We start from the raw sequence: 23636 nt of genomic DNA, 5'->3' as shown, positions 1-23636 counted from the left end.
ATTGTGCAACTACCGCGCCGGCCCGAACCGCGCGACGAGTTCATAGGCGCCGGCCACGAAAACCTGGCGCACGAAGGTGACGCTGTCTGCCCCGCGCCAGGTGTGGCGCGCCACCACCAGGCACGGCGATCCGGCGGGAATGCCCAGCGCCTTGGCCTGTTCGCGGCTGGCGGCAAGCGCGCCGATGCGATTTTCCGCCTCGGTCCAGGGGATATGCCGCAAGAGCCAGCCACCGGGGGGATCGGCGGTGAAATCCACATCCGCCATCCCCGGCACCAGCGCCAGGTTGGTCACGCGTTCTTCCACGGCGAGCGGCGCGCCATCGGCCAGGTGCAGGCCCGAAAGCCGCAGGATCGGCCCAACGTCACCCAGTTCGGCCGCCGCCTCGCGGTCGCTGGCGGTGTCCCCCAGGCTGCGCGAAAGCAGGCGAAAGCCATAGACCTGCCCGCGCCCCTGCACTTCGAGCGCGAGGTCGGGAATGTCGAGCACCATCGAGACCGTGCGCGGCCGCGCCACGAACGTGCCCGCCCGCTTGCGCCGTTCCAGCAGGCCGCTTTCGGCAAGGCGCGAGAGCGCCTTGTTCACCGTCATCCGCGCGCAGCCATAATGCGCCATGAGTTCGAGTTCGGACGGGATGCGCTCGCCCGGACGAAGTTCGCCCGCCATGACGCGCGCCTCGATTTCCTGGCGGATGCGCTCGTGCATCGGCAGGGCGGCGGGCAATGGGGGCGTGGATGCGGTCATTGCCCCAGCACAGAGAGGGCCAGGGCGGCGCTGTCAAGATGCGAGGGCCACTGGCCGCGCCGGGCTGCGCGCCATGGGCAGTGTCAGCAGCAGTGCCAGGGCGCAGCCGGCAAAGCCGACCAGGCCAACCCCGGCAAACGATCCGGTGGCATCGGCCAGTACGCCAGCGGCCAGCGCCCCTACCGATTGGGCCAGCAGCCAGGTGGCCGTCATCATCACCGCCAGCCGGCCGTCGGGCGCTTCGTCATAGGCCAGGCCCAACAGCATGGGATAGGCAATGAACCAGCTGGCGTTGAACACCACCAGGGCCACGGCAAAGACCCAGGCCAGGCTGGCCGTGGTAAGCAAAGCACAGGAAACCGCACAGGCCACCAACCCGCCCGCCAGCAGGGCCCGGCGCGGCAACCGGGTGATCACCACGGCAAGCGCGGCATTGCCCAGCGCGCTGGCGATCGTAGCCAGCGATTGGTAGCGGCCAAACGTGGTGGCCGCCAGGCCGATGGCGTGGCCGGCGCGTTCCATGAACGGCCAGATCGACAGGCTTCCCCCGGCAAACAGGCCCATGGCGAGCAAGAGACGCCAGCCCGCCCGCGTCATCGGCTGGCGCGCCGCCATTGCAGCGTGGTCGGCGCGCGCCGCACCCGGCAGTGCCATGGCGCCCAGGCCCAGAACCGCCGAAAGCAAGGCCAGCGCGGCAAACATCGCGGCCAGGCCATGATGCGCGGAAACTTCGGGCAAGACGATGTTGACCACGGCAAACAGCACCGTCTGGCAGGCGATGCCCACCGAAATCGCCCGTGCCGGATGCGCCGTCTGCCCCGCTGCCAGGTTTACCGCGCCGTTCATCAGGCCAAAGCCGAAGCCGGTGACCAGCCGTCCGGCCAGGAGCAGCGGCAGGTTGCCCCCCAGCCCCGACAGCGCCTGCGCCAAGACCACCAGCACGGTGCTGGCCAGCGCAAGGCGGCGTGGCCCCCCGACCACGCCGCCCCCGCCGCCCCAGCGCGCCACGCCCAGCATGGCCGCGCCATAGGCGAGCGTTTCCAGCATGGCGAACAGCCCCATCGCGCTGGCGGAAAAACCATAGGCGTCGATCAATCCACCCACGAGATAGGTGGTGAAATTGTTGCCGATATGCGCCGCTGCCGTGCCGGCGCCGATCGCTGCCAGAGTGAGGCCGGCGCGCGGTGCCTCCGGGCCCGGCGGGGCAGTTGCGGGGCCCTTGTCGGTCTGCTGCACCATGCCTGCCCCCATTGCCCCGTCCCCCTTGCGATCAATCGAAGCGCACGCGCGGGAAACGGGCAACCGCTTCCAGCAATTCCAGGTCCATGTGCGCGCGGATATATTCGCGTGACGCATCGCGCGGCACCTGGTGATCCCAATGGGTCAGCGTGCCGGTGGCATTGGCCTGGGCCACCAGATGGCGCCGGCGCTGGCTGGCCACGACTTGCGCAGCGATGGTGGGCAGGTCCCAGCGCGCGGCCACTTCTTCGCGCAGGCTGGCCACCAATGCGGCATGCGCCGGATCATTGGCCAGGTTGCGGGTTTCATCGCGGTCTTGCGCCAGGTTGTAAAGCTGGTCGGGATCGGCCGGGCAATGGATGAACTTCCAGTCCCCGCGCCGGATCATCACCACCGGCGCGATCGCCCCTTCGCCCAGGTATTCGGCCAAGGCCTCGTCATGGCCCTGCTCGCCCTGCAGGTGCGGCACCAGGCTCTGCCCGTCGACCGGGGCGGCATCGGCCGGCGGCAGGCCAGCGAGATCGAGCAAGGTGGGCAGGATGTCGAGTGTCGAGACAGCCGCATCCACCCGCGCTGGGGCAAAGCGCGCCGGGGCATGGACCAAGAGCGGCACACGTGCGGCGTTCTCGAAGAAGTTCATCTTGTACCACAGCCCACGCTCGCCCAGCATCTCGCCATGATCGCCGCAGACCAGCACCACGGTATTGCTGGCCAGCCCGGTTTCCTCCAGCGTGTCGAGGATCAGGCCGAACTGCTCGTCGACGAAGCTGATCGCCCCGAAATAGGCGCGGCGCGCGGCGCGCACCTGGTCCTCGGTCACCGGCATCAGGTCGGTGCCGCAAACATGGCGCAGGCGCTGCGCGTGGGGATCGTCGGCCACGTCGGCGCGCCCCAGGCGGGGCATGGGAATGTCGACGCCTTCATACAGATCCCAGTAGCGGCGGTGGATGGCAAAGGGATCGTGCGGATGGGTGAGCGAGGCGACCAGGAAAAACGGCCGTGCTGCCGGATCGCGGGCGATGTCGAACAGCTTGCGCCGCGTGGTAAAGACCACTTCTTCGTCGAAATCGATCTGGTTGGTGCGCACCGTGGGCCCGGCGGTGACCACCGAGTCCATCGAATGATACCAGGTGGGGCGGTGTTCTGGCCGCGTCCAATCCGGGGTCCAGCCATAGTCGGCGGGATAGATGTCGGTCGTCAGCCGCTCTTCAAACCCGTGCAACTGGTCAGCGCCCACGAAGTGCATCTTGCCCGACAGGATCGTGTGCCACCCGCCGGCACGCAGATAGTGGGCGATCGTGGGTGTGTCGCCGGCAAAGTCGGCCGCATTGTCATAAGCGCCGATGCGCGAGGGCAATTGGCTGGCCAAGAGCGAAAAGCGCGATGGCGCGCACAACGGGCTGGGGCAATAGGCATTGGCGAACACCACCCCGCGTTCGGCCAGCGCCGCCATCCGCGGGGCGTGCACCGGCCATTGCCCCAGGAACGGCAGCGCATCGGCCATCAACTGGTCTGCCATGAGAACGAGGAAGTTCGGCTTTTCGGTCATGCCCCGCAATCCACCCTGGCAAATCGGAAGGCATAAGCTAGAACGAAGGCAAAGTGGCGGGGAAGCTGCTGTCTGCTTAAGGGGGCATAAGTGGAGCTTTCGCCTGGGACCTATGCACGGCTGCCGCTCCGCGGCCTTCTGGTGTTCGAAGCGGCAGCCCGGCGGGGGACGTTTTCGGGCGCCGCGCGCGAACTGGCCATGACCCAGGCCGCAATCAGCCAGCATATCGGCCACCTGGAGGCCGAATTGGGCGTATCCCTGTTCGAACGCCATCATCGCGGCGTGGAACTGACCGCGGCGGGAGAGCGGCTTTTGCCCCGCGTGGAAGAAGGGCTGCAAGCGCTGGCCACCGGCGTTGCCAGCGCATCGCGCCACCGCGCCACGCGGACGGTCACGATCCTGACCGATTTCGGCTTTGCCGCCTGGTGGCTGATGCCGCGCATCGCGGAATTGACCGACCTGATGCCCGAGGTGGAAATCCGCCTTACCACCTCGCAGGGCACCACCGATGCCCTGGGCAGCGACTTCGACCTGGCCGTGCTGTTCGGCAATGGCCAATGGCCCGGATGCCGCGCGCACCGCCTGTTTGCCGAAGAAGTCCATCCGGTCTGCGCGCCAAGCTATCTGGCGCAGCGCCCCCTGCCCCTGGCCCTGCCCCTGGCCCCGGCCGATATCGCCCAGATGCGCCTGCTCCACTTGCGTGGTGGCGGCCCCACCCGCTGGTTCGACTGGCCAGACTGGTTTGCCGGCATGGGCGTGCCCGCACCTGCCGCGCGCCAGGACTTGGCATTCAACAACTATCAGATCGTGCTACAGGCCGCGATGCTCGGACAAGGCGTGGCGCTGGGCTGGGCCCCGCTGATCGACGACCTGGTCAGGGCAGGCAGCCTGGTGCGGCTGACCGACCATCCCTTGTCCAGCCCGCGGGGCTATCACCTGGTCGAGCCACTCACCCGGCCGCAACTGACCGACACCGCGCGCGTCAACGCCTGGCTGCGCCAGACCGCCCGCGCCTAGCGCCCGCTCGCTAGCGTCCACGCCCTGTTTGCAGGGTCAGCCCATGTGCGCCAGCAAGGGATCAAGGTCGCAAGTGACGAAGCTCGCGAAATTGTCGGCAATGCCATAGGGCACCAGCAGGCGCCGCCCCAATGCCAGACTGCCGCAACTGTAGACGACATTGGGCACATAGCCATCGCGCTGTTCCGGGCCAGGGCGCAACAGCGGCAGCTTGGCCCGCGCCAGCACGCGCGAGGGGTCATCGCGATCGAGCAGCACGGCGCCGATCGTGTAGTTGCGCACCGGCCCGACACCGTGGGTCATGAGCAGCCACCCCTCGTCAATCTCGATCGGTGATCCGCAATTGCCCATCTGTACGAATTCCCACACGTATTGCGGGCACACGATCTTCTCGGCCTCGTCCCAGTGCCACAGGCTGTCGGATCGCATCAGCCAGATGTTCTCGTTGTCCTGCCGGCCGATCATGGCATAGCGGCCACCCACTTTCCGGGGAAACAGCGCCATGCCCTTGTTGACCGCCACCCGCCCGGTCAGCGTGCGCATGTCGAACCGGCGGAAATCGCGGGTGGAGAGCATCTGCGTGCGGCCGGTCACGCCATCGAACGCGGTGAACGTGCCGTGGTAGCAGATGCTGCCATCGTCCTGGGCAAACTGCACGAGCCGCAGGTCTTCCAGCCCGCGGGCCTGCGCCGCCGTGAGCGGAAAGAGCACGGCTTCGGACACATCCTGCACGCCATCGAAGTGCAGCCGCAGGGCATTGCCGTCTTCATCCTGCGCGTCGATCCGGGGGGACGCAGCCAGCCGCGCGGGGGAATCGATGGTCACTTGCGCCACGCCATCCCAGTCTCCGGTGCGGAACGTGATTGACGACACGTGCCCTTCACCGATCCCGCGCAACGCGCAGATGAAACGCATGCCCCCATCGGGCGCGCCCTCCTGCCGGGGCGCCGGCACGATCGACGGGTTGAACAGGGCGGCGGCCTCGAAGGCGTATTCCTGCAGGAACATGCCACCGATCAACAGGCGACGGTCCACTTCCAGCCGCGCGGCTTGCGGCGCGATGGCGATGATCTCTGCCGCGCGCCGCTCCAGCGTGCCCAGCACGTTGCGGTGCCGCGCATCGAGCAATTCCTTCATATAGGCCAAGGCCTGGGTCACGGCCGCATCGTCGAGGCCGATCACCCGGTCCACGATCGCGCGCACGCGGTCGCCCGACTCGCTGGAATAGTCTTGCGGATAGGCCAGCTCGAACGGGCGCAGCACGGTTCGCGTGGCATCGGGCATCAGCCTGACATGCGCGCGCTGCCAGAATTCCACGATCGGCGGCGGCAATACGGCGGCGGCCACCCTGGCCCGCAGCGCCGTGGCATCGATGGGTAGCTCGGCATCGGGCATTGGGCATCCTTTCCGACAGGGGCACCCCGGGTGCCCATCATTGCCGAACAAACGCCGCGCCAGGCATCAGGCTCCTGCACAAAAAGGCAAAATCGTCTCGGCCCACCGCGTCGTGCGAAACCAGGGGCGGGATGGTTCGTTGCCTGATCCGTAATTCGCCTGCCCGATCCCCCTCCCTGCCACGACGGGAAACCCTGCCATGCCCGATACCATCGACCACAGCCCGGAACGCCTGGCGCCCGACGTTCTGGCCATCGACACGATCCGCACCCTAGCGATGGATGCCGTGCAAAAGGCCAATTCCGGGCATCCCGGCACGCCGATGGCCCTGGCGCCGGTGGCCTATGCACTGTGGCACGATGTCTTGCGCACCGATCCGGCGTGCCCCGATTGGCCCAACCGCGATCGCTTCGTGCTCTCGGTTGGCCACGCCTCGATGCTGCTCTATGCCGTGTTGCACCTGGCCGGCGTGGAAGAAATCGACGCGCAGGGCGCCAAGACCGGCAAGCCCGCCGTCAGCCTGGAAGATATCGAGAATTTCCGCCAGTTGGGCTCCAAGACGCCCGGCCACCCGGAATATCGCATGACCACGGGGGTGGAAACCACCACCGGCCCGCTCGGCCAGGGGGTGGCCAATGCGGTGGGCATGGCCATGGCCGAGCAGGCCCTGGCCGCGCATTTCAACCGTGAAGGCTTCCCCCTGTTCGACCATGCCGTCTATGCCCTGTGCGGCGATGGCGACATGATGGAGGGCATCTCGGGCGAAGCAGCCTCGCTCGCCGGGCATCTGCGCCTGTCCAACTTGTGCTGGATCTATGACAGCAACACGATCTCGATCGAGGGATCGACCGACCTTGCCTTTACCGAAGACGTGGGCGCGCGGTTCCAGGCCTATGGCTGGCAAGTGCTGCACGTGGACGATGCCAACGATCTGGGCGCCTTGCACGGCGCGCTGGCGCAGTTCCAGGCCACCACCGACCGCCCCACGCTGATCGTGGTGCGGTCGGTCATCGGCTGGGGCAGCCCGCGCGCGGGCAGCGCCAAGGCCCATGGCGAGCCGTTGGGCGAGGACGGCGTGCGCGCCACCAAGGCCGCCTATGGCTGGCCACAGGACAAGTCGTTCTTCGTGCCCGATGGGGTCAAGGAAAGCTTTTCCGCCGCCGTTGCCGGGCGCGGCCGCCCGCTGCGCGAAGCGTGGGAAGCCCTGTTCGAACGCTATCGTGCGGTCTACCCCGCGCTCGCGGCAGAGTTCGACCTGCTGCGTGCCGGGCGCCTGCCCGAAGGCTGGCAGGATGCCCTGCCCAGCTTTGCGCCCGATGCCAAGGGTCTCGCCTCGCGCGAGGCGGGCGGCAAAGTGCTCAACGCCCTGGCCCCGCGTATTCCGGCGCTGATCGGCGGCGCGGCCGATCTTTCCCCCTCCACCAAGACCGAGATCACCGGCGTCGCTTCGTTTTCCGTGGCCGATCGCGGCGGGCGAAACCTGCATTTCGGCGTGCGCGAGCATGCCATGGGGGCGATCGCCAATGGGCTCGCGCTGTCTTACCTGCGGCCCTACACCGCCACGTTCCTGGTCTTTGCCGATTACATGCGCGCGCCCATCCGCCTGGCCGCGATCATGGAATTGCCCACGGTCTTCGTGTTCACCCACGATTCCATTGGCGTGGGCGAGGATGGGCCAACCCACCAGCCGATCGAGCACCTGGCCACGCTGCGGGCCATCCCCGGCCTCGACACGATCCGCCCTGGCGATGCCAACGAAGTGAGCGTGGCCTGGCGGCTGGCGCTCGAAAGCACGCATACGCCGACGGCGCTGATCCTGTCGCGCCAGGCCATCCCCACGCTCGATCGCAGCAACCTTGCCAGTGCCGAAGGCGTGGTGCGCGGCGCCTATGTGCTGGGTGATTGCGAGGGTAAGCCAGAGGTCCTCCTGATCGGCACCGGATCGGAACTGCCGCTCGTCGTCTCCGCCTGGGAAGAGCTCAAAAACCAGGGCGTGCGTGCGCGGGTCGTGTCGATGCCCAGTTGGCACCGCTTCGAAGCGCAGGACGCCGCCTATCGCGAAAGCGTGCTGCCCCATGCCGTCAGGGCCCGCGTGGCGGTCGAACAGGGCGGCGCGCTGGGCTGGGATCGCTATGTCGGCCTCGACGGCGCCACCGTGACCATGGCCACGTTCGGTGCGTCTGCCCCGCTCGCCAAACTTCAGGAAAAGTTCGGCTACACCCGTGACAACGTGATCAAGCTGGCGCACGAGGCGATCGCGCGGGGCCGCTGAAATCTGCCGTGTGGCCACCCTCTACAGGATTTCGACAGGAGATTGCTTGCATGCGTGTTGCCATCATCGGCCTGGGCCGCATGGGCGCCGGTATCGCCCGGCGCCTGATGCGCGCCGGCCATGAAATCATTGCCTTCGACGTTTCGGAAAAGGCCGTCGCCGCCCTGGTCGAGCAAGGCGCCAAAGGCGCGACGTCGCTGGCCGACGCCGCCGGACAGTTCGACGGGCAACGCGTGTTCTGGGTGATGTTGCCCGCTGGCGAGATCACCGAACAGACCGTCGCCCAGCTTGCCGATCTGGCCCAGAGCGGCGACATCGTGATCGATGGCGGCAACAGCTTTTTCAAGGATGACGTCCGCCGCGCCAAGGCCTTGGCCGAAAAGGGCATCCACTATGTCGACGTGGGCACGTCGGGCGGGGTCTGGGGTTTTGACCGCGGCTTCAGCATGATGGTGGGCGGCGCGGCCGAAGCGGTGGCCACGATCGATCCGATTCTCGAAGCCCTGGCGCCGGGCGTCGGCACGATCGAGCGCACGGCCGGCCGCGACGAACAAGCCGATCCGCGCCCCGAAAAGGGCTATCTTCACGCGGGCCCGGCCGGAGCCGGCCACTTCGTCAAGATGGTGCACAACGGCATCGAATACGGCATGATGGCGGCCTTTGCCGAAGGGTTCGATATCCTGAAAAGCCGGGCGTCGGACACGCTGCCCGAAGACGAGCGCTTCGATCTCAACCTGCCCGACATTGCCGAGACCTGGCGCCGCGGCAGCGTCGTTGCCTCGTGGCTGCTCGATCTCACGGCCGATGCCCTGGCGCGCGACCATGCGCTGGATGGCTTTGCCGGCAATGTTGCGGATTCGGGCGAAGGCCGCTGGACGGTGGAAGCGGCGATGGAACAGGCCGCCCCGGCCTATGTGCTCTCCGCCGCGCTGTTCGCTCGCTATCGCAGCCGCAACGAAACCACGTTTGGCGACAAGGTGCTCTCCGCCATGCGCTATGGCTTTGGCGGCCACGTCGAGATGAAATGAACCGGTTGCGCCGCCAGGCGCAACCAGGATGCAACACGCTCCCGATTTTACGCATCTGAATTGCACGGACGGCGGAAATGGCCGCCGTCTTTGCACCCTCCTGCGCCCCGCGCGCTGCTATGCTGCACACGGATTTGCCAGCAGGAGGGATTTTTCGGGATGCACGCGCGCCAGATCGGCCAGGACCAGGACACCATCGCCCAACCGCGACGCTGGGCCGATTGGGCCATCGCCCGGATCGAGGCGGACTATGCCCGATCGGCTGATACCCACCTGATCCCGCTCGATCTGCCCGCGCTGCCCGGCATTGCCATCTACCTCAAGGATGAAAGCAGCCATCCCACCGGCAGCCTCAAGCACCGCCTCGCGCGCTCGCTGTTCCTCCACGCCTTGTGCAGCGGATGGATAAGTGAAGGCACCACGGTGGTAGAAGCCTCGTCGGGTTCTACCGCCGTATCCGAAGCCTATTTCGCACGGATGCTTGGCCTGCCGTTCGTGGCGGTGATCCCGGCCACCACGGCCGCTGAAAAGATCGCCGCGATCGAAGCCTTGGGCGGCCAATGCCATAAAGTGGACCAGCCCAGCGCCGTCTATGGCGCAGCCCAGGCCCTCGCGGCCGCGCGCGGCGGGCACTACATGGACCAGTTCACCTTTGCCGAGCGTGCCACCGATTGGCGCGGCAACAACAACATCGCCGAAAGCATCTTTGCCCAGATGGCGCGCGAGCCCGCGCCGGTTCCCACCTGGATCGTCTGTGGCGCCGGCACCGGCGGCACCTCGGCCACGCTGGGGCGCTTCGTGCGCTATCACCGCCATGCCACGCGCATCTGCGTGGCCGATCCGGCGGGATCGGTGTTCCACCGCCACTGGCACGACCGCACAATCCTGCGCAAGGACGGCGCATGCAGCGTGATCGAGGGGATCGGCCGCCCGCGAGTGGAACCCTCGTTCGTGCCCGCCGTGATCGACCGGATGGAAGTGGTGGAGGATGCCGCCTCGATCGCAGCCGCGCGCGTGCTCTCGCGCCATCTCGGCCGCCGGGTGGGCGGATCGACCGGCACCAACCTGGTTGCCTGCGCGCGCCTCGCCACGCAGATGGCGCAGGCCGGGCAACAGGGCTCGATCGTCACGATCCTGTGCGATTCCGGCGAACGCTATGCTTCGACGTGCTTCAACGATGAATGGCTCGCCGGTCGCAACCTCGACATCGCCGCCGAGGCAACGCGCATGACGGAGTTTCTCGCCACCGGGCGATATTGATGGTAGCGCAACCACGGCAGATTTCCTATCTGCCGTGCGGCAAAGGCGATAAGGGCGGTGCCCGTGGCGCGCCCTAAGACACAGCCGCGATTGCCATTGAAACTGCGAAGGAGCATGCGCCCATGGACGGTGCCTATCTGATCGGCGGCGAAAGCCGCACCAGCACCGAAACCTTCACCGGGATCGAGGCCGCCACCGGCCATGCCCTGGAAGGCGATTTCTCGATCACGCCGCTGGCCGATATCGCCCAGGCGTGCGCCCTGGCCGCCGCCGCGTTCGATACCTATCGCGAAACCGCGCCCGAAACCCGCGCCTCTTTCCTCGAAGCGATCGCCACCGCGCTTGAAGCACGGGCCGAAGCGATCATCGCCCGCGCCATGCTTGAAACCGGCCTGCCGCAGGGCCGCCTGGCGGGCGAACTGGGCCGCACCACGGGCCAGTTGCGCCTGTTTGCCACGGTCGTGCGCGAAGGGGCCTGGGCCGGCGCGGTGATCGAAGCCGCGCTACCCGATCGCCAGCCCCTGCCCCGCCCGGCTCTCGCTGCGCGGCAGATCCCGCTTGGCCCGGTGGCCGTGTTCGGTGCCTCCAACTTCCCCCTGGCTTTCAGCGTGGCCGGTGGTGACACCGCCTCGGCCCTCGCCGCCGGCTGTCCGGTGGTGGTCAAGGCCCATCCCGCGCACCCCGGCACCTCGCGCCTGGCGGGCGAAGCCATTGCCGAGGCCGTGGCCAAGAGCGGGCTGCCCGGTGGGGTGTTCAGCCTGGTCCAGGGGCCGGGCAACGATATCGGCACCGCGCTGGTGGCTGATCCGGCGGTCAAGGCGGTGGGCTTTACCGGCTCGCGCCGGGGCGGCGTGGCGCTGATGGGCGTGGCCGCGGCACGCGCGGAACCGATCCCGGTCTATGCCGAAATGTCGTCGATCAACCCGGTGCTGCTGTTCCCCGCCGCGCTCGCCGCGCGCGCGGAAGACCTGGGCAAGGCCTATGTCGGCTCGCTCAGCCTGTTTGCCGGGCAGTTCTGCACCAATCCGGGCCTGGTCATTGCGCTCGACAGCCCCGATCTCGAACGCTTCCTCGCCTCGGCCGCGCAGGCGCTGGCCGGTGTTGCGCCCCAGGTCATGCTGACCGGCGCGATTGCCGCCGCCTATGCCCAGGGCATCGAAACCCTGGCCAGCAGCGATGGCGTGAACGTCGTGGCCGCCGGTGCCGCCGGCAATGCGCAAACCGGCGCGGCGCGCCTGCTCACCGTGGATGCCGCGCGGCTGCTGGCCGATTCCCGGTTGACCGAGGAAGTGTTCGGCCCCTCCTCGCTGGTGGTGCGCGCGCAGAGCACTGACGAGATCGCCCAATTGCTCGAAGCCCTCGAAGGCCAACTCACTGCCACGCTGCACCTCGATGAAGCGGACCACGCTTTGGCCGCGCCGCTGATCCCGGTGCTGGAGCGCAAGGTGGGACGCATCCTTGCCAATGGCTGGCCCACGGGCGTGGAAGTAAGCCGCTCGATGGTTCACGGCGGCCCTTATCCGGCCACCAGCGACGGGCGTTCCACTTCGGTTGGCGCCATGGCCATCCACCGCTTCCTGCGCCCGGTGTGCTACCAGGCGCTGCCCGATGCACTGCTGCCCGCCGCGCTGCAGGCGGCCAATCCGCAAGGCCTGCCGCGCCAGTCTTTCGCCTGACTTTTCCCGCGCCCGCCGGCACGATCGCCGGCGGGCGCATCTTCCCAAGCGCGAACAATGGCGTAAGGACGGGCCATGACGTTCACCGACATCGCCCGTCGCGCCTATGACCACAATTTCCGGCTCGATCCGATCGTGCGCAGTCTGCTCGATACGGATTTCTACAAGCTGCTGATGTTGCAGATGATCCGGCATGTGCATCCGGACGTTGCCACCACGTTTTCGCTGATCAACCGAACCACGCGGGTGCGCCTGGCCGATGTGATCGACGAAGGCGAACTGCGCGCCCAGCTCGATCATGCGCGCACCGTGCGGTTCACCAAGAAAGAACTGATCTGGCTGGCCGGCAACAGCTTCTATGGCCGCCAGCAGATGTTCGCGCCAGATTTCATCGCCTGGCTCGCCGATTTCCAACTGCCGGAATACGCGCTTCACCGCCGCGACGGACAGTACGAACTGCATTTCGCCGGGCCCTGGACGCACACCACGATGTGGGAAATCCCGGCACTGGCGATCATCAACGAACTGCGTTCGCGCGCCGCCCTGCGCGACAAGGGCAAGTTCGCGCTCGATGTCACTTATGCCCGCGCCAAGGCCAAGCTGTGGAACAAGGTGGAGCGCTTGCGCACCCTGCCCGATCTGGTCCTCTCGGATTTCGGCACGCGGCGGCGCCACGGCTTCCTGTGGCAGCGCTGGTGCGTGGAAGCGCTGAAGGAAGGCCTGGGCGATCGCTTCATCGGCACGTCCAACGTGCTTCTGGCCATGGATGCCGATCTGGAGGCGATCGGCACCAACGCACACGAATTGCCGATGGTGGCCGCTGCCCTGGCCAAGGATGATGCGGAACTGGCCCAGGCGCCCTATCGCGTGCTGGAAGAATGGCGCCAGCACTACAACGGCAACCTGCTCATCGCCCTGCCCGATGCCTTTGGCACCACGGCGTTCCTGGCCCATGCCCCCGATTGGCTGGCGGGGTGGACCGGCTTCCGGCCCGACAGCGCCCCGCCCATTCCGGCCGGTGAGCAGATCATCGCCTGGTGGCAAGCCCATGGCGTCGATCCGCGCCAACGCCTGCTGATCTTTTCGGATGGCATGGACGTGGACACGATCGAGCAGACCTATCGCCACTTCCACGGGCGGGTGCGGATGAGCTTTGGCTGGGGCACCAATCTTACCAACGATTTCCGCGGCTGCGCGCCCGATGGCGACGCCGCGCTCGAACCGATCTCGCTGGTTTGCAAGGTCACCAGCGCCAATGGCCACCCGGCGGTCAAGTTGTCTGACAACCCCGCCAAGGCCACCGGCACCCCAGACGAGATTGCCCGCTATCTCCGCGTCTTCGGGGCAGAGGGCCAGGTGGCCCAGGCCGTCACGGTCTAGGTCGTGAACTCATAAATGGCGCCCCCGAGGTTTGAGGCCAAAGGCCCCGTCGCGAGGAGAAAGCGCGCAGGAATATCTTACATATTTCAAGTGCTTTCGACGCTGCGAGGGGGCCTTTGGGTCAAATCCCGGAGGGACGCCAAAATGGCTTCCATCTCAGCCCAAAGTGCCCTTGCAAAGGCTACCAGCCTTCGCGGCGGTCACTTTGGCCCGATATGTTCGCCATTTTGGCGCCTCGGGGGCGCCATTTATGAGTTCACGACCTAGCCATCGCCTGCGCCAGCGCGGCCAGGGCCGCATCGCTCGATTGCGCCACGTTCCAGCGCATGAAAGCGCCCGCGCTCTGGCTGGGGCTGAACACGTTGCCGGGCGCCAGCACCACGCCCAGGTCCAGGCAGCGTTGCGCCAGAACCGCGCTGTCCATCCCGGCGGGCAGGCGGCACCACAGGGTAAAGCCGGCGCCTTCGTCAGGGCGCGTCTCGATGCCCAGCCGGGCCAGTGCCTGCGCGGTGTATCGCCGCGCGCGCGACAGGCGGCGGCGCAACTGCTCGACATGGCGACGATAGGCGCCCTGGCCCAGCACCAGGCCGATCGCGGCCGTGACCAGCGGGCTTGGCCCGCCAAACCCGGTTGCCAGTTGCAGATCGGCCAGCGCGGCAATCCATTCGCCCCGCGCGGCTATATAGCCGCAGCGCACCGACGCCGAAATCGTCTTGGAAAAGCTGCCCACGCGGATCACGCCCGATAGCCCGTCGAGCGCGGCCATGGTCGGGCGACCGGGGGCGAAATCGGCAAAGATGTCATCCTCCACGATCACCATGCCGTGCGCGGCGGCAATGCCGGGCAGGCGGTGCGCCGTGGGCAGCGACAGGCTGCCGCCGGTGGGATTGTGCAGGCTGGAATTGGTGAGATAGAGGCGCGGCCGTTCCGCGGCGACCACGGCGGCAAAGGCATCGGGATCGGGGCCGCCCGGGCCAAACGGCACGCTCACCGCCCGCACGGCATGGGCCGCCACCAGCGCCTGGTAATTGAAATAGCACGGATCATCGAGCAGCACGGTATCGCCTGGGCGCAATAGCAGGCGGCAGATCAGGTCCACCGCCGCCGATCCCGAGGCGGTCAGCAGGATGCGATCGGGATCGCAGACCATGCCTTCGGCGGCAAAGCGCAAGGCGATCTGGCGGCGCAACGCCGGGTCGCCGGCGGTGGTGCCGTAATGCACCAGGTTGGCAGGGTCGCGCATCGCCTCGCGCAGCGCGCGCTGCAGTGCCGCCTGGGGCATCCACTCCGCCGGCAGCCAGCCGCAACCCGGCATCGCCACTGCGCCGCCGCCCTGGTCCAGCGACTCGCGCGAAACCCAGAACGGGTCGATCGCATGGTCGCGAACCGGCGCGCGCGCCGATGGGCTTTGCGGCGCGCTGGCCAGGTGGCTGACGAAAAAGCCCGAGCGCGGCACCGCCTGGATCACGCCATCGGCCACCAGCCGGTCATAGGCTTCCACCACGGTTGCGGGCGACACGCCAAAGCTGGCCGCGCTTTGCCGCACCGAAGGCAGGCGATCGCCCGCGCACAGCAGGCGCGCGGCAATGCGGCTGCGAATGCCCGCAATCACACTGTCGATGCGCGTTGCCGTAGCCAACTGTATCACCCCTTTGACCGGTACAGAATTGCATCACTGTACCGCCCTGTATCTGGCCGCACCAGCCCGTTTTCGCGAAACAGGCGCGCATCTGCAAAACACAGGGATGCAAACGATGGATGCAAGACAACGCGGCTGGGCCAACGGCATGCTCGCCGTGGCGATGTTTGCCGGGTCGATGCCGGCCACGCGCCTGGCGATCATCGGCATTGCCCCGCTCTTGCTGACCAGCGCACGCGCCCTCATTGCCGGGCTGATCGGCGGCGCCATGCTAGTGCTCGGCCGCCAGCCCTTGCCACAAGGCGGGCAATGGCGCGCGCTGGTGGTCGTCGCGGGCGGCTGCGTGCTCGGCTTTCCGCTGCTTTCCGCCCTCGCGCTCGAACATATCTCGGCCGCGCGCTCGCTGGTCTTCACCGGGCTGCTGCCGCTCAGCACCGCCACGTTTGGCGTGTTGCGCGCGCAAGAGCGCCCTTCCCCGGCATTCTGGGCCTTTGCCGCGCTGGGTGCGGCGGCCGTGGCGGGTTTTGCCCTGTCGCGCGGGGCGGCGGGCTCTGCCCTGGGCGATGGGCTGATGCTGGCGGCGGTGATCGTCTGCGGCCTGGGCTATGCCGAAGGCGCCGTGCTGACGCGGGCGCTGGGCGGTTGGCAGGTGATCTGCTGGGCCCTGGTGCTGAGCCTGCCCGCCGCGCTGCTCGGCACGCTGGCGCTGCACCCTGCCGCTGGCCTCGCGGGCGTGGGTTGGCAAAGCTGGGCGGGCCTTGCCTATGTCTCGTTGATCTCGATGCTGGTGGGCTTCATCTTCTGGTATCGCGGCCTTGATCTGGGCGGCATTGCCAGCGTGGGCCAGCTGCAATTGCTGCAACCGTTCCTGGGCCTGGGCCTCGCGGCGCTGGTCTTGGGCGAAAGCGTGAGCCCGGCCGCCTTGCCGGTGATGGCGGTGGTGGCAGCCAGTGCGCTGGGCGCCCGCCGCTTCGCCTGAACGCGCCCCACCCATTGCGGCAATAACGGTATCCCAGGATCATTGCGGCCTGTTGCGCGTTCGAACCGGACAATCCCCCCAAGACGAGGCTTGCTTCCGGCCATGGCCACCAATCTGGCGACCGCCCAACTCACCGCGCCTGACAGCACGGCAAACGTCAATGGCACGCAGCATGCGCTGCCGACCGACCCCCGCCGCACCTTGCTTGATTGGCTGCGCGACGATCTTGGCCTGACCGGCACGAAGAAGGGCTGCGACCATGGCCAGTGCGGTGCCTGCACCGTGCTGGTCGATGGCCGGCGGATCAACTCCTGCCTGTCGCTCGCCGCCTTGCACGGGGGCGATACGATCGAAACGATCGAGGGGATCGGCCAAGGGAGCGAATGGCCCGATGTGCTGGCCCCTTTGCAGCGCGCCTTCGTGACGCACGATGGGTTCCAGTGCGGCTATTGCACGCCGGGCCAGATCTGTTCGGCCAAGGCGCTGATGGAAGAACTTGCCCAGGGCTGGCCCAGCGCGGTCAGCGCCGACGTGGCTGCCCATCCCACCCCCACGCCCGATGAACTGCGCGAGCGGATGAGCGGCAACCTGTGCCGCTGCGGCGCCTATGCCAATATCATTGCCGCGCTGGAAGACGTCATCGCGGCGGAGGACGTGGCATGAAGGCCTTCACGCTCGACCACGCTCCCAGCGCCGACACCGCACTTGCCGCGATGGGCCAGGGCGCCACGGCGATTGCCGGTGGCACCAACCTGGTGGACCTGATGAAATTGCAGGTCGCCACGCCCGAACGGCTGGTCTCGATCCGCCACACCGGGCTGGACACCATCGGCTATGACGGCGATGGCCTGCGCATCGGCGCGCTCGTCACCAATGCCGATTGCGCGGCCGACATGCGCGTGCGCCAGGATTGGCCGCTGCTCTCGCAGGCGATCCTGGCCGGCGCCAGCCCGCAACTGCGCAACCGCGCCACAACCGGCGGCAATTTGTGCCAGCGCACCCGCTGCGGCTATTTCACCGACACCACGCAAGCCTGCAACAAGCGGGAGCCTGGAACCGGCTGCGCCGCGCGCGAAGGGTTCAACCGCATCCACGCCGTGCTGGGCACCAGCGAGGCCTGCATCGCCACGTATCCTGGTGACATGGCGGTGGCGCTGCTCGCGCTCGACGCGGTGGTGCTCACCCAAGGGCCCTTCGGCCTGCGCCAGATCCCGCTCGCCATGTTCCACCGCGAGCCGGGCGAAGACCCCAGCCGCGACAATGTGCTGCAACCGGGCGAGTTGATCACCGCGGTCAAGCTGCCCGCGCCCACCGGCGGCCGCCAGGTCTACCGCAAGGTGCGCGATCGCGCGTCCTATGCCTTTGCCCTGGTTTCGGTGGCCGTGGACCTGACGATGGAACAGGGGCGTATCGCCCGCTGCGCGCTGGCCTTCGGCAGCCTTGGCACCGTGCCGTGGCGCGATCCGGCGGTGGAAGCCGTGCTGGTGGGCGAGGTCCCCTCGCCCGCGCTGTTTGCCCAGGCCGCGGAGATCTTGCTGCGCGATGCGCGTGGCTTTGGCGCCAACGATTTCAAGATTCCCCTTGCCGCGCGCGCCCTTGCCGCGACGCTGGCGCAAGCGACGAAGGGTTGAGCTGATGCACCTGCCCCTTTCCGACATGTACAACCAGCCCGACGAGCGCAACCGGCTCGACCACATGCGCCAGGGCGTGATCGGCAAGCCGCTCGATCGCCCCGAAGGGCCGCTCAAGGTCAGCGGCACGGCCACTTACGCTGCGGAATGGCGGATCGCCGGCTGTGTCGACGGCGTTCTCGTCCTCGCCTCGATCGCGCAGGGCCAGGTCAGCGCGATCCATCGCGACGACGTTCTGGCGCGCGAAGGCGTGCTGGCCGTGATCGCCGATCCGGCGATGACGCGCCGCTCTGCCCAGGGCATGGCCGCCAAGGCACCGCAACAGGACGCCGCACGCGTCGAATATTTCGGCCAGCCGGTGGCCCTGGTTGTGGCGCAAACCTTTGAACAGGCGCGCGACGCGGCGCTGGCGCTGCGTATCGACTATACAGATGCCAGCGATCCCGCGCCCTTCGATCCGCATGCCCCCGGCGTGAAAGTGGAAGCACCGTCCGACAGCAAGCCGGTGGAGGGCGGAGACCTTGACCAGGCGATGGAGACGGCCGCTTTCAGCATCGACGTGGAATACGATACGCCCGGCCACGCCAGCGCCGCGATGGAGCCGCATGCGACCATCGCGCAATGGCAGGGCGACAATCTGATCCTGCACGGCAGCTATCAGATGCTGGCCTACAACGTTAAGGAAATCGCCGATTGCCTGGGCATTGCGGCGGACAAGGTGCGGATCATCGCGCCTTATGTCGGCGGCGGCTTTGGATCGAAGCTGGGCATCACGCACGAAGCCGTCTCGGCCGCGATCGCCGCGCGCGAACTGGGCCGCCCGGTGCGTGTGGTGATGACCCGGCAGCAGGTGTTCCAGACCGTGATGCGCCGCTCCGAAACGCGCCAGCGCGTGCGACTGGCGGCTGATCCCGCCGGCCGGTTGATCGGCTTGGGCCACGAAGCGCTGGTATCCAACCTGCCGGGCGAAAAGTTTGCCGAACCCGTCACCCAGGCCACGGAATTCCTCTATGGCGGCGAAAACCGCCTGCTCAAGGTGGAGGTGGCACGCATCAGCCGCCTTACCGCCGGCTCTGTCCGCGCGCCGGGCGAAGCGGTCGGCATGCAAGTGCTGGAAGCGGCGATGGACGAACTGGCCGAGAAGATCGGCATCGATCCCATCGACTTGCGCAAGCGCAACCTGCCCGCCACCGTGCCGGTTGAGGGCACGCCCTATTCCTCGCGGATGTTGACCCAGGCGTTGGAAGAAGGCGCAAAGGCCTTTGGCTGGAGCGCGCGGCAAACCCGGCCGTGCCAGACCCGCGAGGGCGAATGGTGGATCGGCATGGGCATGGCCAGCGCCGCCCGTGTCAACATGATGGTGCCTGCCCAGGCACGCGTCACCCTGCAGGCCGATGGCAGCGCGCTGGTGGAAACCGACCAGACCGACATCGGCACCGGCACATATGCCATCCTGGGCCAGATTGCGGGCGAAATGCTGGGCCTGCCGATCGCGCAAGTGACCGTGACGCTCGGTGATACGGCCCTTCCCGCCGGCGCGGGTTCGGGCGGCAGCTTCGGCGCGATCTCCACCGGCTCTGCCGTGATGCGCGCGTGCGAGGCCATCCGCGAAACGCTGGCCAAGCGCCTGGGCTGCGACGAAACCGACCTTGCCCTCAAGGATGGCAGCGCCAGTGCGCCGGGCGGCGAAAGCCGCGCCTTGCCCGATCTGCTCGATGGGCACGACCTGGTCGAAACCGGCTCGATCAAACCGGGCAAGACCGCCAAGGAATTTTCACAGGCAAGCTACGGCGCATTCTTTGCCGAAGTGGCCGTCCACGCCTTTACCGGCGAAGTGCGGGTGCGCCGCATGACCGGCGCTTTCGGCTTTGGCCGCGTGCTCAACGCCAAGACCGCCCGCTCGCAATGCCTGGGCGGGATGGTCTGGGGTATCGGCAGCGCCTTGACCGAGGAACTCGCCTTCGACACGCGCGATGGCCACCTGGTCAACCACGACCTCGCCGAATACCACGTGCCGGTCCATGCCGACGTGCCGGCGATCGAGGTGATCCTGCTGGAAGAGCGCGATGCGGCGGCCAGCCCGCTCCAGGCCAAGGGCGTGGGCGAACTGGGCATCTGCGGCGCGGCCGGGGCGATTGCCAACGCGGTCTACAACGCCTGTGGCGTGCGCGTGCGCAGCTTTCCCCTCACGCTCGACAAGATCATCCCCGCCCTGCCCGATCCCTTTGCATCCGCCGCCTGAAAGGAAGGCTTTCGTGCTCACAGCCCCCATCCGCTATTCGCCCGATATCGAACACGTTCAGGACAACGAAGCGGAAACCGACGCTTCCCTGGAAAAGTCGTTCGACCACATCCTGCACACCACCGCCAAGGATTATGGCCGGCCGGTGCGCGCCGTTCATGCCAAGGCCCATGGCCTGTTCGAAGGCACGTTCACCATCGACGCGCATTTGCCGCCGGAACTGGCCCAGGGTCTGTTCGCCACGCCGGGCAGCTATCGCGCCTCCTTCCGTGTCTCCACCAATCCGGGCGATATCCTGGATGACAATGTCGTGCTGCCGCGCGGCCTTGCGCTGAAAGTGGAAGGCGTGCCGGGCGAATTCGTGGCCGAGGCCGAAGGCGACGCGCAGGACTTCCTGATGGTCAACAGCCCGGTGTTTGCCGCGCCCAGCGCCGACAAGTTTGCCGGGAAACTCAAGCTGCTCGCCGCAACGACCGACCGCGCGCCTGGTGCCAAGGTTGCGCTGTCCACGGTGCTCGGCTTCATCAATAGTGCGCTGGGCAAGGTCGGCCTGGAATCCGGCGCACTGGCCGCCATGGGTGGCGCGCCGCAGGTGCATCCCCTGGGCGAAACCTATTTTTCCACCACGCCGTTCCGCTTTGGCGATCACGTCGCCAAGTTTCGCCTGCGCCCGCTGTCACCGGCGCTGACGGCGCTGACCGGCCAGGTGATCGACACCAAAGGCCGGCCCGATGGCCTGCGCGAAACCATCCGCCAGGATGCCGCGGGCCTCACCGGCGAATGGGCATTCGAAGTGCAGTTGCTGCGCGATCTCGGACAGCAGCCGGTCGAGGATGCCAGCGTGGAATGGCCCGAAGAGGTTTCGCCGTTCGTGCAGGTCGCCACGCTGCGCATAGAGCCGCAGGATAGCTGGAGCGCCGACAAGGTGCAGCGCATCGATGAGACGCTGCACTTCTCGCCCTGGAACGCCCTGGCCGCCCACCGCCCGCTCGGCGGCATCAACCGCGCCCGCCGCCGCGCCTATCGCCAGTCGTCGCAATTCCGCGTGGCCATGCAGCAGGGTTGCCCCGTGGCGCATGAGGGGGAAGCGGCGGAATAACACCCCACCCAATACCGCGTCACCCCGGACTTGATCCGGGGTCCCGCTTCCTTTTTTCAGCGCCGCAAGAAAAGCGGGACCCCGGGTCAAGCCCGAGGTGACGTCACTTGTGAATTCAATGGATTGTTCTGCTTACGCCTCGATCCGCACCGGCACGCCCTTCGACGCGGGCGTGTCAGACAGCTTGTCGCGCAGGCCCAGCGGCACCAGCGCGTTGAGTTCGGGGAAATAGCCCGCCACCGTGCCGGCCGGCAGGTCATAGGGCACGACTTTCAGGCCGCCCACCGCGCGGCGCGTGGCCGTGTCGGTGGCCGTCACCAGCGTGATCCGCTGCCCTTCGGCCAGGCCCAGCCGGGCAATCTCGCCCGGCGCCATCAATGCGATGGTGCGCTCGCCCGAAAGACCGCGCAGCCGGTCGTTCATGCCATAGACCGTGGTGTTGAACTGGTCGTTGGACCGCAGCGTGACAAGGCGCAGCGTATCGGCCGCTTCATCCTGTGGCCCTGCATTGAGCACGCTGGGATCGGTGAATTCCGCCTTGCCGCTCTGCGTATGCCACACGCGGCGGCGCGCGTCGTTGCCCCGGAAAAAGCCGCCCGGCTCGTGCATGCGGCGGTCCATCTCGGCAAATTCCTTGGGAAAGGTCTGCGCGATCAATTCGCGGATGCGCGTGTAATCGGCGCGCCATTCGTCCCACAGCCAGCGCGGGTGGAACGGCAGGGTGGCCTTGGCCAGTTCGCACAGGATTGCCGTCTCGCTCATCACATGCGCGCTCGCCGGCTTGCGCCGGCCCATCGAGCTGTAGATGTGGCTAAAGCTGTCCTCGATGCTGACGAACTGGTTGCCGCTTTCCTGGATATCCTCTTCCGAGCGCACCAGGCAGGGCAGGATCCAGCTTTCCTTGCCCGGCAGCAGGTGCGTGTGGTTGAGGCGCGTGGCGATGTGCACCGTCAGGTCCATCTCCCGCCAGGCTGCGTGCACGGGCCCGTGGTCGGGCACCGCCATGGCCAGGTTGCCGCCCAAGCCCAGGTAGACGCGGTTCTTGCCCGCCAGCAGCGCTTCCAGGAATTTGGCGGTGTTGTGGCCATCTTCCTGCGGTGTTTCCAGGCCCAGCACTTCGCGGTACTTTTCCACCGGGGCGAGCGAAACCTTTTCGGTAATGCCCACGGTGCGCTGGCCCTGCACGTTGGAATGGCCGCGAATGGGCGAACAACCCGCCCCCGGCCGGCCGATATTGCCGCGCAGCAACAGCAGGTTGACGAGCAGGCCGATCGCCTCGCTGCCATGCACCTGTTGCGTCAGGCCCATGCCATAGATGCCGATCACCGCCTTGGCATCGGCATAGACGTCGCCCGCCGCTTCCATCTCGGCCCGCGTCACGCCGCTTGCCGCTTCCAGCGCGTCCCAGCCGGTGGCTTCCACTTTGGCGCGGAACGCCTCGAAACCGTGCGAATGTTGCGCAATAAAATCTTGGTCCAGCAGCCCTTCCTCGCGCTCGGCGCGCGCCAGCACATGCTTGCACACGCCCATCAGCGCGGCGATGTCACCGCCGGGGCGAACTTGCAGGTAGAGATGGCTCAAGCGCGTCGCCTTGCCGGTGAGCATTTCGACCGGGCTTTGCGGGTTGATGAACTCGACCAGCCCGGCTTCTTTGAGCGGGTTGAACGTCACGATCTTGCAACCGCGCTTCACCGCCTGCTGCAAGGGATGCAGGATGCGCGGGGAATTGGTGCCGGGGTTCTGGCCCAGGTAAAAGATCGCGTCGCACTGCTCCAGGTCTTCCAACTGGCAGGTGCCGACCGGCGAACCGATCACTTTCTTGAGCCCCACCGACGTGGTCTCGTGGCACATGTTCGAACTGTCGGGCAGGTTGTTGTGCCCCAGCATCCGCGCGAAAGCGGCAAACAGATAGCTCGGTTCGAGCGCGGCCTTGCCGCTGGCATAGAATGTCATGGCGTCTGGCGGCGTCTGCTTCAGCCGGCTGCCGATCACGGCAAATGCCTCGTCCCAGGTGGCGCGGACATAGCGATCGCTGGCAGGGTCATAGCGAAGCGGCTCGGTCAGCCGGCCTTCGCGCTCCAGTTCGTTGGCGCTCAATCCCCACAGTTCGCTGACCGTGTGCTGTTCAAAGAACGCCGGGGTGCAGCGCGCGCTGGTCAGGTCCCACAGCGTCGCCTTCGCGCCGTTCTCGCAAAACTCGAAAGCCGCCGGATTGGGCGGCTTGATCCAGGCGCAAGAGGTGCAGGCCGTGCCATCGGGCTTGTTGAGATGGCGCAACGTGTCCAGCGCGCCTGGCCCGGCGGCTTGGGATAGCTCGGTCGCGACAATGCCCTCCAGCGATCCCCATCCCCCGGCCGCTTCGGGCACCTTGATCGCTTGTGCCGCTGCTTCCGGGGTCTGGCGCTGGGTCATTGTCGGCGTGTCCTGTATGGTTCGGCTTATGCTATACGTTCGTCACCCCGGACTTGATCCGGGGTGACGGAATT

Annotated in this window: 17 protein-coding genes; 11 read left to right on the top strand and 6 right to left on the bottom strand. The window is 67.3% G+C overall.

The genetic code is table 11. The annotated features are described in order from the left end of the window. Positions 1–9: 9 nt before the first annotated feature. Genes hutC through betC form a run of 3 tightly spaced genes read right to left on the bottom strand, consistent with a single transcriptional unit; the run spans position 10 to position 3532 of the window. Positions 10–744, bottom strand: a complete 735-nt coding sequence (gene hutC / locus FHW94_RS20540) for a histidine utilization repressor (protein WP_168557702.1) — start codon at positions 742–744, stop codon at positions 10–12. 33 nt (positions 745–777) lie between these two features. Then, positions 778–1983 (bottom strand): MFS transporter, encoded by a 1206-nt coding sequence (locus FHW94_RS20535; protein ID WP_168557701.1) that lies wholly within the window; start codon positions 1981–1983, stop codon positions 778–780. A 31-nt stretch (positions 1984–2014) separates the two neighbouring features. After that, positions 2015–3532: a choline-sulfatase gene (gene betC / locus FHW94_RS20530; protein WP_168557700.1), complete on the bottom strand. Its 1518-nt coding sequence runs from the start codon at positions 3530–3532 to the stop codon at positions 2015–2017. A 90-nt stretch (positions 3533–3622) separates the two neighbouring features. Here betC and FHW94_RS20525 point away from each other — a divergent pair, with 90 nt between their 5' ends. Continuing rightward, positions 3623–4549 carry a LysR substrate-binding domain-containing protein gene (locus tag FHW94_RS20525; protein WP_168557699.1) on the top strand — a complete coding sequence of 309 codons (927 nt, stop codon included), beginning with the start codon at positions 3623–3625 and terminating at the stop codon, positions 4547–4549. A 36-nt stretch (positions 4550–4585) separates the two neighbouring features. On the opposite strand, the gene FHW94_RS20520 is transcribed toward FHW94_RS20525, so the two are convergent. Continuing rightward, positions 4586–5944: a glycoside hydrolase family 130 protein gene (locus FHW94_RS20520; RefSeq protein WP_168557698.1), complete on the bottom strand. Its 1359-nt coding sequence runs from the start codon at positions 5942–5944 to the stop codon at positions 4586–4588. Between the two features lie 199 nt (positions 5945–6143). Between FHW94_RS20520 and tkt the strand changes: the two genes are divergently transcribed. From tkt to pncB, 5 genes are all read left to right on the top strand, one after another. Further along, positions 6144–8216, top strand: a complete 2073-nt coding sequence (gene tkt / locus FHW94_RS20515) for a transketolase (protein ID WP_168557697.1) — start codon at positions 6144–6146, stop codon at positions 8214–8216. 8 nt (positions 8217–8224) lie between these two features. After that, positions 8225–9244: a phosphogluconate dehydrogenase (NAD(+)-dependent, decarboxylating) gene (gene gnd, locus FHW94_RS20510; RefSeq protein ID WP_349237576.1), complete on the top strand. Its 1020-nt coding sequence runs from the start codon at positions 8225–8227 to the stop codon at positions 9242–9244. Between the two features lie 159 nt (positions 9245–9403). Further along, positions 9404–10504 carry a PLP-dependent cysteine synthase family protein gene (locus FHW94_RS20505; protein ID WP_168557695.1) on the top strand — a complete coding sequence of 367 codons (1101 nt, stop codon included), beginning with the start codon at positions 9404–9406 and terminating at the stop codon, positions 10502–10504. A 122-nt stretch (positions 10505–10626) separates the two neighbouring features. Continuing rightward, entirely contained in the window at positions 10627–12180 is a 1554-nt protein-coding gene (locus FHW94_RS20500) for an aldehyde dehydrogenase (NADP(+)) (RefSeq protein WP_168557694.1), read from the top strand. A 75-nt stretch (positions 12181–12255) separates the two neighbouring features. After that, entirely contained in the window at positions 12256–13560 is a 1305-nt protein-coding gene (gene pncB, locus FHW94_RS20495; protein ID WP_168557693.1) for a nicotinate phosphoribosyltransferase, read from the top strand. 256 nt (positions 13561–13816) lie between these two features. Here pncB and FHW94_RS20490 read toward each other — a convergent pair whose 3' ends face one another. Further along, positions 13817–15208, bottom strand: coding sequence for a PLP-dependent aminotransferase family protein (locus FHW94_RS20490; RefSeq protein ID WP_349237575.1), 1392 nt, complete (start codon positions 15206–15208; stop codon positions 13817–13819). A 106-nt stretch (positions 15209–15314) separates the two neighbouring features. Here FHW94_RS20490 and FHW94_RS20485 point away from each other — a divergent pair, with 106 nt between their 5' ends. The 5 genes from FHW94_RS20485 (at position 15315) to FHW94_RS20465 (ending at position 21150) form a co-directional block, all read left to right on the top strand. Beyond that, positions 15315–16178 (top strand): DMT family transporter, encoded by an 864-nt coding sequence (locus tag FHW94_RS20485; protein WP_168557692.1) that lies wholly within the window; start codon positions 15315–15317, stop codon positions 16176–16178. 102 nt (positions 16179–16280) lie between these two features. Beyond that, entirely contained in the window at positions 16281–16841 is a 561-nt protein-coding gene (locus tag FHW94_RS20480) for a 2Fe-2S iron-sulfur cluster-binding protein (protein ID WP_168557691.1), read from the top strand. Next, positions 16838–17809, top strand: a complete 972-nt coding sequence (locus FHW94_RS20475; RefSeq protein ID WP_168557690.1) for a xanthine dehydrogenase family protein subunit M — start codon at positions 16838–16840, stop codon at positions 17807–17809. The genes FHW94_RS20480 and FHW94_RS20475 overlap by 4 nt, the downstream gene beginning before the upstream one ends. Before the next feature lie 4 nt (positions 17810–17813). Beyond that, on the top strand, positions 17814–20051 hold the full coding sequence (locus FHW94_RS20470; protein ID WP_168557689.1) for a xanthine dehydrogenase family protein molybdopterin-binding subunit: 2238 nt from the start codon (positions 17814–17816) through the stop codon (positions 20049–20051). A 13-nt stretch (positions 20052–20064) separates the two neighbouring features. Next, on the top strand, positions 20065–21150 hold the full coding sequence (locus FHW94_RS20465) for a catalase family protein (protein WP_168557688.1): 1086 nt from the start codon (positions 20065–20067) through the stop codon (positions 21148–21150). 132 nt (positions 21151–21282) lie between these two features. Here the strand turns inward: FHW94_RS20465 and FHW94_RS20460 are convergent, their stop codons facing one another. Continuing rightward, entirely contained in the window at positions 21283–23562 is a 2280-nt protein-coding gene (locus tag FHW94_RS20460; RefSeq protein WP_168557687.1) for an FdhF/YdeP family oxidoreductase, read from the bottom strand. Between the last annotated feature and the right edge of the window lie 74 nt (positions 23563–23636).

The sequence above is a fragment of the Novosphingobium sp. SG720 genome (genome assembly GCF_012275365.1).
Lineage (GTDB): Bacteria > Pseudomonadota > Alphaproteobacteria > Sphingomonadales > Sphingomonadaceae > Novosphingobium > Novosphingobium rhizosphaerae.
Note: the sequence above shows the minus strand (reverse complement) of the source record. Positions and strands in the feature narration are given on the sequence as shown.